Here is a 12342-nt window from a genome sequence, read left to right as displayed (position 1 = left end):
GATCGGTCCTGTCACACACTTTCAGGCTTTGTTTGGTCATCGGCAGGAAAGCCGCATACGGCCGGATTGTTGCCGCAGCAGTCTTCCATGAGGAAGGTCAGGAGGTGCCGCATCCGGTCGTGGTCCACGGCATAGTGGATATGCCGGCCTTCCCGCCGCGTGGTCAGCAGACCGGCTCGGTCCAGCGTCGTCAGGTGGAACGACATCCGGGTCGGCTGAATGTCCAGCCGCTCGGCAATCGTTCCCGACGGCAACCCGTTCGATCCCGCAGCCATCAGCAGCCGGAAGGCCGCCAGACGGTCTTCCTGCGCCAATGCGCCAAGCGCGGATATGGCCTCCTGCTGTTCCATATTTCGATATTACAAGAAATTTTGGATTATTCAACAAAAAGAGGCCGCGCGATCACGCCTCCGAAGCAACAATGGGGGTTACATCGCGGCGGCAGCCCTGGCCGCCTGGTCGTAATTTCCCGAAACCAGCCGAAGCGTTGCAGCAAGCCGCGAGAGTTCGCCTTCGTCGAGGCCCAGCGCCTTCATGGGTTCGACCAGCAGGGCTTCGCGCAGACGCCGGTACTCCATGCAGGCGGTTTCGCCTGCCGCAGTGATCCCGGCGGTCTTTTCCTTGCCCCTGCGCCCGGACGCGATCAGGCCCGCCTTCTCCAGCTTCTTGAGGGCATAGGTCACCGTATGGGTGTCTTCGATATTGAGCACCAGACAAATGTCGGACAACGTCTTGGCCCGGCCGCGGTGATTGACCGAATGCAGCACCAGCACGTCCAGCGGCCCCAGCCCTTCCGAGCCGCTGGCCGCCATGCAGCGGACCATCCAGCGGTGATAGGCATTGACCATCATTGTGACCGCGAACTCGACCTCGGACAGAGCCGGCATCGCACCGGAAGCCAGGTGCGCGGCGGAAACCACCGGTCCGATCGGCGTAACGCCCTTCTGACCGGATCTGGGGTCGGATTCATCCGTCATCGTCGAGATCTCCAGCGCGGTTTCACATTCAGTTGCTCAGCATCGTCTGCGGCAGCCACAGTGCCAAGTCCGGAAACACCACGATCAGGACGACGGCTAGGATCATCAACAGGAAGAAAGGCAGCGCCATGACGGCGACCTTGAAGATATTGTGCCCGGTCATGCCCTGAAGAACGAACAGGTTGAAGCCCACCGGCGGTGTGATCTGGCTCATTTCCACGACAAGCACCAGGTAGATGCCGAACCAGATAAGGTCGATGCCTGCCTGTTCCACCATGGGAAGGATGACCGACGTGGTCAGCACGACGACCGAAATGCCGTCCAGAAAACATCCCAGCACCACGAAGAACAGTGTCAGCGCGATCAGGAGAGCATATGGCGACAGGTTCATGGCCCCGATCCAGGCCGCCAGTTCACGCGGGATGCCGGTAAATCCCATCGCAACGGTGAGGAAGGCAGCTCCTGCAAGAATGAAGGCGATCATGCACGACGTGCGCGTCGCCCCCATCAGGGCCTCGGAAAAGCTGGTCCGGTTCAGTGTTCCGCTTGCCCAGGACAAAAGCAGCGACAGCAGCACACCGATGGCGGCCGCTTCCGTCGGCGAAGCAAGACCGGCATAGATGGAGCCGATCACACCGACGATCAGTCCGATCACGGGGAACAGGCGCCGTGTGGCCATGAGCCGTTCCAGGAATGGCACCGGCGCTTCCTTCGGCGGCATCTTGTGTCGGTTCAAAAGCGCCCAGATCACGACATAGCCCATGAACAGAAGGCACAGCATCGCGCCCGGCAGGACCCCGGCCATGAAGAGCCGTGCGATCGACTGTTCGGTCGCCGCACCATAGACAATCAGGATGATTGAGGGAGGGATCAGCAAGCCAAGCGTTCCCGAACCGGCAAGCGTACCGATCGCCATGCGCTCATCGTAGCCGCGCTGGTCAAGTTCCGGCAGGGACATGCGCCCGATGGTGGCAGTCGTTGCTGCGGAGGATCCCGACACGGCGGCGAACACCCCGCATCCGAGAATATTCACATGCAGCAGCCGGCCCGGCAGATTGCGCATCCAGGGCGACAGGCCGGCGAACATGTCTTCAGACAGCTTCGACCGGAACAGGATCTCGCCCATCCAGATGAACATCGGCAGCGCGGTCAGATCCCAGGAGTTGGCGGCCCCCCATACGGTTGTCGCCATGACCGGGCCGGCCGGAACGGAGACAAGAATCATCATCGTGGCAAGTGCCACCGAAAACAGGGCAACGCCGACCCACAGGCCGGTGAAAAGCGCCGCCAGCATGCCGAGGCCGAGCAGGAAGGCAATGAGCGAAAGGTCCATTATTCCATCCCCTCGATCGGATCGGATTTTTCGACCGTTTCAAAACTGGGCGCATGGCCGGTCAGCAGCAGGATCAGATCATCCAGAAGGGCGATGGTGAACACGGCCAGCCCGAGGGTCATCACTGTCTGCGGATAGACCAGCGGGACTGGAATGATGCCGAAGGAAACCTCGTTGTAGACGTAGCTGTCGAAGGCAAGCCAACCGGCGTTCCAACTGAAAAACGAAGCAAGTCCCAACGCGGCGGCAACGGCCCAGATGTTCAGCAAGCGCGCCAGCACGGGCGGAGCGGACTGCAGCAGCATCGACACGCGGATATGGTCGCCGTTCCGGAACGTGCCCGCCAGGGCAAGAAAGGATGCCCCTACCAGCAGGAAGCCGGCAATCTCCGCGAGTGAGGGGACAAGGAGCCCCAGGGGATCAAGCCCGAGAAATGTCCTCGCACCGTCGAGCAGGCGCCCGAGCACCTGAAGGACCACGAGAGACGCGATGACCGCGAGACAGCACGCAGCCAGTACCGTAGACGCTTGATAGAGCGCGTTCAGAGCCTTCCGCATCGGCTTCCCCCGGATGAGCAACTGAGAATATGAAACGCCGGATCAGGAGATCCGGCGTTTTCAACTTCGCTTTAGTTCTTGTAGGCTTCCAGAACAGCCGCGCCGGTCTCACCGGCCTGTTCCTGCCATTCGGCGGACATGGTCTCTCCGATCACGGCAAGATCCTCGATCAGCTGCTTGCTCGGCTGGACAACAGTGATGCCATTGTCGACAAGCATCTTGGTCTTGGTCGTGGTTTCAACCTTGGAAGCTTCCCAGCCGCGCTTTTCGGCGATTTCCGCAGCCTCGAGCACCGCGGCCTGTTCAGCCTCGCTCAGGCTGTCGAAGGCGCCCTTGTTTACAATGACCATGTTCTTTGGCAGCCAGGCCTGGGTATCATGATAGTGGGTCAGGAAATCCCAGGCCTTGGAGTTGGCGCCGGTGGACGGCGACGTGATCATGGCCTCGACGCGGCCGGTCGAGAAAGCGGTCGGAATGTCCGGCACTTCAACCTGGGTCGGAACGGCTCCGGCAAGTTGCGCGAGACGCTCGGTCGCCGCGTTGTAGGCGCGGAACTTCAGTCCCTTCAGGTCGCTGCCCTGGGTGACCTCTTTCTCTGCATAAACACCCTGAGGCGGCCACGGCACGGTGTAAAGCAATTGCAGTCCCTGTGCGGCAAGCTTTTCTTCCAGGGCCGGTTTGGAGGCCTGGTAGAGCTTCCAGGACTTGTCATAGGACGGCGCCAGGAACGGCACGGAATCGACCCCGAACACGGCATCTTCGTTGGACAGGCGCGAAACCAGCACTTCACCAATCGGCGCAAGCCCCTTGCGCACGGCATTCTTGATTTCCGGATGCTTGAAAAGCGAGCCGGCGGAATGGATCTGAATGGTCAGGGAGCCGTCGGTCTTGTCCGTCACATCCTTGGCGAAGGCGGCAATGTTCTGGGTGTGGAAGTTGCTGTCGCCGTAAGGCGTCGGCATGTCCCACTTGGTTTCGGCGGCAGCGGCAGCCACACCTGCCAGTCCAAGGGCGGTGGCGGCGGCCAGACGGAGTCCGGCCCGGTTCAGGAAACGTGATTGCAGCATGATATTCTCCTCTAGGAAACGGGCGTTGCCCATCGGGATGCTGGTCCGTGTGTCTTCTGTGAACACCAGGCGGAGCACATCCACCTGAAGAATAGACTCGTATCCTGAAACCATCAACAATTTATCGATAAATTGCGAACAAGCCTGCCCGCCAGAACCTGCTTTCCTCTCCCTGACGAATTGGCTAGCGTTCGCGCACCAAATCGGAGGAACAATCTTGGGGCTGAAAACCGCCGCACGTCTTCATACCCGCAGGTACCTGAACCTTCTGCTTCTGGTGACCATTGTCGGCGTGGCGGCGCTTGCCCGGCTTCCCGGGCTCAACCGAACCAGCCTCTGGTACGACGAAGCCGTCAGTTGGAGCCAATCGCGCGGATCCTTGGCTGGGCTTCTGTCATCGGTCGCATCCGACAACTACCCGCCCCTTCACAACATCGTCCTGTGGCTCACCATGCCGGTGCTTGGCGACAGCGAGACGGCTCTCCGGCTGCCGTCGGCCCTGTTCGGGCTTTTCGCGGTCATTCTGATGTACCTGCTCGGCAGATTTGTCTGTGACAGGTGGACGGGTTTGCTGGCAGCGGCGCTGCTCGCCGTTTCCCCCTTTCACATATGGTATTCGACCGAAGCACGCATGTATGCGCTTCTGGCGGCGACCGGCCTTGCGTTTCTGCTGGCGACCCTGACAGTGCTGCGCAAGCCCGGTGCGGCCTCGCTGCTGGCGCTCGCCATCTCCGGAACCGCCTTCCTTTACACCCATATCTACGCCCTTCCGGGCTTCGCATCGGTCGGTCTCGTCTGCGCCGCCTTCGCGTTCCGCGACCTGATCCGGCGGGAACCGATCAAAACCTCCGGCGCGATCCTCGCCTGTGCCGCGATGACCGCAAGCACCCTTGCCTTTCTTCCATGGCTGCTCATCCTGACAAGCCGGGCGCGGTCCGTCGCGCAGGAAGGCTTCTGGATTGCCTATCCCGACCTGCCGTTCCTGAAGACCATGGTGTTCAACATCTCCGGATCGCTGTCCTTCTTCAGCCTGCTCGCCGGTCTGGCATTGACCGGGCTTGTTGCCGGACTGGTCGCGGCCCGCAGGCCTGCTCGCACCGGGAGCCACCGGCAAGATCTTGTCTGCGCCGCCTACACGGCGGGGCCACCGGTGCTGGCCTATCTTTATTCCGTGCTGGTTCAGCCGATCCTGTTCGACCGGTATCTGATTGCGGCCTGGCCCGGCCTGCTTCTGCTGGCCGCCATGGCGGCCCGGCGCCTGCTGCCGCATATCGCACCATTGGCGCTTCTCGCGGCGGCCCTGGTCCTGACATTTCCGGAACTCAGGTTCACGCTCCGGGAAAAGGTCAGACCCGAGTGGCGCCTGATCGTCCAGGACTATCTGGAGCGCCGCCATCCCGAAGACCGCCTGGTCCTCTACAAGGGGTTTGCCGCACCGGCCCTTGCCTATTACCTGCGCGAACCCGAAGCATTCGCTCCGGCATCCGACCGGAACACGCTCGCACATCAGGGCACGGCCGGAGCCCGCTGGCTGTTGATCGTTCACAGCAACGAACACGAGACGGCGGAGGCCAGGGCGGCATTCGGCATCGTTCAGCCTGCCCCCGTCGCACGGCGCTTTGGCTGGGGAGCCAGCGGCCTGTCGCTCTTTGAAAAAAGCGTGTCCGACTAAGTGTGATTTCCCCTTTATCGTGCGTGGAATTCCCTGCCCTGTACGGCCGTTTCAACCAGGTGAAAAGCCGCCGAAAGACGTCTTGTAATTTTTTTCATCGACAATTTATCGATAAAATGTAAATGTAAGATCACAAACCGGAAATGCGAACTACCGGCGATGAGCCCTGCACACAGGGCGAGCCGGCGGAAACAGGGGGAAGATTATGACTGGCAGATGGGATTTCTGGATCGATCGCGGCGGCACCTTCACGGATATCGTGGGACGCGCACCAGATGGGACCCTGCATCCTCACAAGGTCCTTTCCGAAAATCCCGAAGCTTATCGCGATGCCGCCATCCAGGGCATTCGCGATCTTCTGGGCATCGACAAAAACGCGCCGATTCCCTCCGGCAAGGTCGCAACCGTGAAGATGGGCACGACCGTCGCCACCAACGCGCTGCTGGAACGCAAGGGCGAACGGACGGCATTGTTCATCACCAGAGGATTCCGTGACGCCCTTGAAATCGGCTACCAGGCACGGCCGAACATTTTCGCCAAGGAAATCATCAAACCGGAACTGCTCTACGAAAGCGTGCACGAAATTACCGAACGTGTCAGAGCGGACGGGACGATGGAAACAGCGCTGGATGAAGATCAGGCCCGGCGCGAGATGCAGGCGGCCTGGCAGGATGGCATCCGGTCGATCGCTATCGTGCTGATGCACGCCTATGCCTATCCGGCCCATGAGCAGGCCCTCAGGAAAATCGCCGAAGACATCGGCTTCCCTCAGGTGTCGGTCTCTCACGAGGTTTCACCGCTGATGAAGCTGGTGGGACGCGGCGACACCACGGTAGTGGATGCCTATCTCTCCCCGATCCTGCGCCGTTATGTGGACCAGGTCCGCGAGGAACTCGGCAGCGGGCCTCGGCTCATGTTCATGCAGTCCTCCGGTGGCCTGACCGCTGCCGACCTGTTCCAGGGCAAGGACGCAATCCTGTCCGGCCCTGCCGGCGGCGTCGTGGGCGCGGTCGAGACCTCCCGAATGGCCGGGTACGACAAGATCATTGGCTTCGACATGGGCGGCACCTCCACCGATGTCTGCCACAATGACGGCGACTATGAGCGCGCCTTTGAAACAGAAGTCGCTGGTGTGCGCATGCGCGCGCCGATGATGATGATCCATACCGTGGCCGCAGGCGGCGGTTCGATCCTGCATTACGCGGATGGCCGCTTTCAGGTCGGCCCTGATTCTGCCGGCGCCAATCCGGGCCCGGCCTGTTACCGGCGCGGCGGGCCGTTGACGGTCACCGACGCCAACCTGATGACAGGCAAACTGTCGCCCGCCTTTTTCCCGAAGATCTTCGGACCCAACCGGGACCAGCCGCTCGACGAAGAGGTTGTCGGCAGCAAATTTGCGGAACTGGCGGACAGGATCGGCGACGGCCGCTCGCCGGCCGAGGTCGCCGACGGTTTCCTCAAGATCGCCGTCGAGAACATGGCCAACGCGATCAAGAAGATTTCCGTCCAGCGCGGCTATGATGTCACCGAATACGCGCTGACCTGTTTCGGCGGCGCGGGTGGCCAGACCGGTTGCCGTGTCGCGGACAGTCTCGGAATGAAGACCGTGATCCTGCATCCGTTCTCCGGCATTCTGTCGGCCTACGGAATGGGCCTTGCCGATATCAGGGCCAACCGCCAGCAGGCCGTGGTCAGGACACTGAACGAAGACCTGCTGCCGGAACTCGACACCCTGCGGAACCAGCTTGCCGGCCAGACGGAAGCCGAACTCGATCAGCAGGCCATTCCGGCCGATGCCCGAAAGACAACGGCAACGGCACATCTGCGCTATGACGGCACCGACACACCGCTTCCCGTGCCGCTCGGCGGCGTTGCGCAAATGCGCGCCGCCTTCGAGCGCGCGCACCATAATCAGTTCGGCTTCGCCTACGAGAACAAGCCCGTTGTTGTCGAAGCGCTTGAAGTTGAAACCGCAGGCGGCGGTGCCGGCCTTGTCGAGCGCGACTTCAGCCTTTCCTCCGATATCGCAGCGCAAGCCTCAACGATGCCTGTATATTCCGAAGGCGCCTGGCACGAAGCCGGCATATTCAAACGCGATGTGCTCAGGCCGGGCATGAAGGTGGCCGGACCGGCCGTGATCGTCGAACCGCATGCGACCATCGCGGTGGAAAACGGCTGGCAAGCGGAAATCAATGCCAAGGACCACGTCATCCTGAAGCGGGTCGTCCCGCTGAAACGGTCCGAGGCAATCGGCACAAAGGCCGATCCGGTCATGCTGGAAGTGTTCAACAACCTGTTCATGTCCATCGCCGAACAGATGGGGGTAACGCTCCAGAACACGGCCTATTCGGTCAACATCAAGGAGAGGCTGGACTTTTCCTGTGCCGTATTCGACGCCGACGGTGCCCTGGTGGCCAACGCCCCGCATATGCCCGTGCATCTTGGTTCCATGGACCGGTCGGTCGAAACCGTCATCAAGCTCAACAAGGGAAAGATCAGACCGGGCGACGTGTTTGCCCTGAACGCTCCCTATAACGGTGGAACCCATCTGCCCGACATCACGGTTGTTTCGCCGGTGTTCGATGACGAGGGCGGGAAAATCCTGTTCTGGGCGGCGTCACGCGGCCATCATGCCGATGTCGGCGGCTCTGCGCCCGGTTCCATGACCCCGAGAGCAACAAATGTCGACGAGGAAGGTGTTCTCTTCGATAATTTCAAGATTGTCGACCAGGGCCATTTCCGTGAAGCCGATCTTGTTGAGCTTCTCACCGATCACGCCTTTCCTGCCAGAAATCCGCACCAGAATGTCGCAGACCTGTCGGCCCAGATCGCGGCCAATGAAAAGGGCATTCAGGAACTCCGGAAGATGGTGACCCATTTCGGCCTGGAAGTTGTCCAGGCCTATATGGGCCACGTCCAGGACAACGCGGAAGAAAGCGTGCGCCGGGTCATCGAGGCGCTGAAAGATTCCGAATACGAATATCCGACGGACCAGGGGGCCGTGATCAAGGTCAGGATCACCGTCGACAAGGAAAAGCGGGAAGCTACCGTCGATTTCACCGGCACCTCGGATGTGAAGCCCAACAACTTCAATGCTCCCGAGCCGGTGACCCGCGCCGCGATCCTCTATTGTTTCCGGGTGATGGTGGACGGCGACATTCCGATGAATGCCGGCTGCCTGAAGCCGATTCACATCATCATTCCCGACGGCTGCATGCTGCGGCCGACCTATCCGGCCGCCGTGGTGGCCGGAAACGTCGAAACATCGCAGCACGTCACCAACGCCGTCTTTGCCGCACTCGGCGCCATGGCAAACGCACAGGGAACGATGAACAATCTGACCTTCGGCAACGACACCTATCAGTACTACGAGACCATCTGTTCGGGCTCGCCGGCAGGGCCGGGTTTCAACGGCACCGACGGGGTTCACACCCATATGACGAATTCCCGCCTGACCGACCCGGAAGTGCTGGAATTCCGCTTCCCGGTGCTTCTGGAGGATTTTCATATCCGCAAAGGGTCCGGTGGCAAAGGCAAATGGTCGGCGGGTGACGGCACAAGGCGGACATTGCGGTTCCTGGAAAAAATGGACTGCGCCATCCTTGCCTCGCACCGCACCGTGCCGCCCAAGGGTCTTGAAGGGGGCGAAGACGGCGAGCTTGGCCGAACGGAAGTCCGGCGACTGGACGGGACCGTCGAACAACTCGAAGGTTGTGACCAGACCATACTGGAAACCGGCGAAGCCGTAACGGTCATCACACCGACACCCGGCGGATGGGGAAAGGCCTGACTGCCGTCAGGCTGCAATTGAAGAATCAAACGACAAACCGCGCCTCCGGGCGCGGTTTATTATACAGGACTTCGTTCCAAACGTTACCACAACGGCACCTATTCCCTTGCGTAATTCCGCAATCCTGCCGCTGGAAATTCTACTTAAAAGGTCTTTTTTCTTCTTATAGGAAAGCATATTTACCAATTTTTCAACCAAGCACAACTTAAGATTGGCAATCCCGGATCCGATTTCAATCGAGGTTGCCCGAATGCATTTGACAAACCCGATTGCCAGCTCTGTATCTGGCAAAATTCTCGTACTCGTTGCGACGCTTTGCAGCGGTCTCGTGATTGTTGCTGCGGTCGCAATCTATCAGATGAACGCAATCGGGAAAGAACTCGCGAATATTGCTGAAAAGGACATCCCGCTCACTGAAGCCATCAGCCACGTAACCACTCATCAGCTGGAACAGGCAGTGCTTCTGGAGCGTATTGTGCGGATTGCCGGGGTTCACGCGAAAGATGAGACCACAGCGCTGCATTCCCTGAAAGCAACCGTGCAGAAACTGGAGATCCAGGTAGGCGAAGAAATCTTGAAAGCCGAGAAATTGGCCCAGTTCGCTCTCGACCATTCAACCACAGAAGCGGAGCGCAAGGAGTTTCTGCATGCCGTCGAGCAACTCAAACGCATCGAAGTCGAGTACGCCCAATACAAGGCCCATGTCGAAGAGATATTGCATCTCATAGAAAAAAACGAACTCGTAGAAGCAGGAAACCTGCTCGCGCTGATGGAAGAGGAACAGGAGCGGCTTGATCAAGAACTCGTCGCGCTTCTGGAGGAGATCGAACGCTTTACAAATGAAGCCGCTGTGGCTGCCGAAAACCACGAGAAACAGGCGCTCCTGCAAATCATCTTCATCGCTTTGGCGACCTTCATTGTCTGTGGCGTCGGGTCCGTGCTTTTTGCCCGCTACATGATTTCCAGGCCTCTCGGACAGGTCTCCAACGGCCTGCTCGAACTCGCCCAAGGCAACACGCAGGTGGAGGTCGTCGTTCGGTCGAGGGATGAAATCGGCAAAGTTGCAGAAGCATTTGAGACGTTCCGCGTGAATACGATAGAAATGAAGCGGCTTCAGGAACAGGCGCGTGAGGAAGAGTTGCAGGCCGAGACAGATCGCAGAGAAACGCGCCTACGGCTGGCTGACGAATTGGAAAATTTGCTGATGTCGAGTTGCGACACCGTGACCGACGCCTTGAAGGAGTTGTCGGAAAGTACGGACCAGCTTGCAAGAAACAGCCAGGATACCGAAGAACGCGCCAACACGGTCGCCGCGGCCGCGCAGGAGGCAACCACGAGCGTTCAGTCCGTTGCTGCCGCTTCAGAGGAACTGGCAAGCTCCATTCAGGAAATAAGTCGCCAGATCATCTTGGCCAATACCTCGACAACCCAGACGTCGGAACAGGCGGAAACATCCTGCAACACCGTCGAAAGCCTGTCCGCCTCGGCCGACGAAATCAACGATGTCCTGAATCTCATCAGTGACATCGCCTCACAGACCAATCTTCTGGCCCTGAATGCCACGATCGAGGCAGCCAGGGCCGGCGAAGCGGGCAAAGGCTTTGCCGTCGTGGCCTCGGAGGTCAAGGCTCTCGCCAATCAGACCGGCCAGGCGACCGGCCAGATCGGATCGCAGCTGAGCGGCGTGCAATCCGGGGCCGCATCCTGTTCTCAGTCCATCATGACCGTCGTCAGATCCATGACCGATATCAGGGACCAGATTTCGGGCATCGCCTCGGCAATCGAGGAACAGAATGCTGTCACCTCGGAAATCGCGATGAATGTGAACCATGTGGCCAGTGGCAGTGAAGACATTTCCCTGAACATTTCCGAAGTCAACCGTGCAGCCCGGACCTCCGGCCAACAGGTAATAGAGGTCGTAGGCAGAATACAGGAGGTCTCCAGCCATATCGGCACCATTCGGACAGGCCTGAACGACTTTCTCGGGCACCTGCGCGCTGCGTGACAGGCAGGCATGGAGGACTATTGCGGCAGAACCGGCTCATTCGTTGCGGGCTTGCAGAGCCAGAGCAACAAGCGTTGGCCGCAAGTCCTTGGGATCGTCCAGTGGCTCTGTAAACCAGAGCCGTTCAATCCGGTCTCCCGCAACAAGGTCCAGCCCTTCGGGATCGAGACACGCAAGGCGCCAGTTGGCGTCCACCGCCCCGCACAGCACTTCGGCATAGAGCTTTATCGCGTCCCGGTGGTCCTCGTTCATATGCGCCACGGCGCCCGTCTCGAACGCCGCCCAATGCTCCGGATCGTTCACGGGTGCCAGCAGGTCTTCCCGGGTCAGCTCGAATGCCTTGCCGAAACCGCCGTTCAGGCTGGCACGGAGAAGCTCCAGCCGGAAGAATGAAAAGTCACCGAAATCGACATAGAGCTCTGCCTTCGGGTGACGCGCCAGATATCGCGCGCGCAGCCGGTCATGGACCGGGCTTCCTCGTTCCACCTGCTCGGCGTTACAGAAAAGCGAGGTCCGGGGATGAGCCAGAGGGTCGCCCTTCCCGGGTTCGCCGACAAGCAGGGAACAGGCCGGGGTCTTGAGAATGGCGGCGGTGTGACCGGAAAGTGTACTCGTGAGAATGACCGGAGTTCCGTCAAGATCCGTTGCGACGGAGACCCGGCTGGCCAGCGGATGCCCGCTCCCGGCTTCGAGCGCGGCAAGAGCACCGAACCTTGCGGAGCGGATCAGCCCCTTGGCCAGAAGGCGGGCCTCGTCATCAGTCGAACGAATAACGGATTTGTTTTCTGTATTCACATTGTTCCCTGTTCCTGGTCGAGATCACCGGCAATCAGGCAACCGGTTTCCGGCAGCATAATACGCGCCCGAACCCGCACCGCAAATCTGAACATCAGATGAACGGACATCTCAGAACCGGTTCAGACCGTGCGTGTCAATCTCCC

General features: G+C 60.0%; 9 protein-coding genes. 3 read left to right on the top strand and 6 right to left on the bottom strand.

The genetic code is table 11. The features are described 5' to 3' along the window. Positions 1-11: 11 nt before the first annotated feature. The 5 genes from AC0VX3_RS09720 to AC0VX3_RS09700 form a co-directional block, all read right to left on the bottom strand. Complete coding sequence (locus AC0VX3_RS09720; protein ID WP_475524541.1) at positions 12-350, bottom strand: ArsR/SmtB family transcription factor; 339 nt, start codon at positions 348-350, stop codon at positions 12-14. Between the two features lie 78 nt (positions 351-428). Further along, complete coding sequence (locus AC0VX3_RS09715) at positions 429-977, bottom strand: winged helix DNA-binding protein (RefSeq protein WP_475524540.1); 549 nt, start codon at positions 975-977, stop codon at positions 429-431. Positions 978-1005: 28 nt separating this feature from the next. Continuing rightward, a complete protein-coding gene (locus AC0VX3_RS09710; RefSeq protein ID WP_475524539.1) occupies positions 1006-2310 on the bottom strand; it encodes a TRAP transporter large permease in 1305 nt (434 codons plus the stop codon). Continuing rightward, the gene (locus AC0VX3_RS09705; RefSeq protein ID WP_475524538.1) at positions 2310-2867 is read right to left on the bottom strand and encodes a TRAP transporter small permease; all 558 of its coding nucleotides are present in this window, start codon (positions 2865-2867) and stop codon (positions 2310-2312) included. Before AC0VX3_RS09705 ends, AC0VX3_RS09710 begins: the two co-directional genes overlap by 1 nt. Positions 2868-2938: 71 nt before the next feature. Beyond that, complete coding sequence (locus tag AC0VX3_RS09700; RefSeq protein ID WP_475524537.1) at positions 2939-3934, bottom strand: TRAP transporter substrate-binding protein; 996 nt, start codon at positions 3932-3934, stop codon at positions 2939-2941. Between the two features lie 217 nt (positions 3935-4151). On the opposite strand from AC0VX3_RS09700, the gene AC0VX3_RS09695 reads away from it, so the two are divergent. The 3 genes from AC0VX3_RS09695 to AC0VX3_RS09685 all read left to right on the top strand — a co-directional run bounded on the left by AC0VX3_RS09695 (position 4152) and on the right by AC0VX3_RS09685 (position 11401). Beyond that, a complete protein-coding gene (locus AC0VX3_RS09695) occupies positions 4152-5606 on the top strand; it encodes a glycosyltransferase family 39 protein (protein ID WP_475524536.1) in 1455 nt (484 codons plus the stop codon). A 205-nt stretch (positions 5607-5811) separates the two neighbouring features. Next, a complete protein-coding gene (locus AC0VX3_RS09690; RefSeq protein WP_475524535.1) occupies positions 5812-9396 on the top strand; it encodes a hydantoinase B/oxoprolinase family protein in 3585 nt (1194 codons plus the stop codon). Positions 9397-9646: 250 nt separating this feature from the next. Continuing rightward, positions 9647-11401: a methyl-accepting chemotaxis protein gene (locus AC0VX3_RS09685; protein WP_475524534.1), complete on the top strand. Its 1755-nt coding sequence runs from the start codon at positions 9647-9649 to the stop codon at positions 11399-11401. Between the two features lie 36 nt (positions 11402-11437). Here the strand turns inward: AC0VX3_RS09685 and AC0VX3_RS09680 are convergent, their stop codons facing one another. Beyond that, a complete protein-coding gene (locus AC0VX3_RS09680) occupies positions 11438-12196 on the bottom strand; it encodes a HugZ family pyridoxamine 5'-phosphate oxidase (protein WP_475524533.1) in 759 nt (252 codons plus the stop codon). Positions 12197-12342 lie beyond the last annotated feature (146 nt).

The organism is Roseibium sp. QJM3NY_11 (assembly GCF_056173175.1).
This window is presented reverse-complemented; position numbering and strand designations above follow the sequence as displayed.

What these genes read in the sequence shown, in the direction of transcription:
- AC0VX3_RS09685 (WP_475524534.1), top strand. Translation starts at nt 9,647, where the DNA reads ATGCATTTGACAAACCCGATTGCCAGCTCTGTATCTGGCAAAATTCTC.
- AC0VX3_RS09710 (WP_475524539.1), bottom strand. Translation starts at nt 2,310, where the DNA reads ATGGACCTTTCGCTCATTGCCTTCCTGCTCGGCCTCGGCATGCTGGCG.
- AC0VX3_RS09720 (WP_475524541.1), bottom strand. Translation starts at nt 350, where the DNA reads ATGGAACAGCAGGAGGCCATATCCGCGCTTGGCGCATTGGCGCAGGAA.
- AC0VX3_RS09690 (WP_475524535.1), top strand. Translation starts at nt 5,812, where the DNA reads ATGACTGGCAGATGGGATTTCTGGATCGATCGCGGCGGCACCTTCACG.
- AC0VX3_RS09715 (WP_475524540.1), bottom strand. Translation starts at nt 977, where the DNA reads ATGACGGATGAATCCGACCCCAGATCCGGTCAGAAGGGCGTTACGCCG.
- AC0VX3_RS09705 (WP_475524538.1), bottom strand. Translation starts at nt 2,867, where the DNA reads ATGCGGAAGGCTCTGAACGCGCTCTATCAAGCGTCTACGGTACTGGCT.
- AC0VX3_RS09700 (WP_475524537.1), bottom strand. Translation starts at nt 3,934, where the DNA reads ATGCTGCAATCACGTTTCCTGAACCGGGCCGGACTCCGTCTGGCCGCC.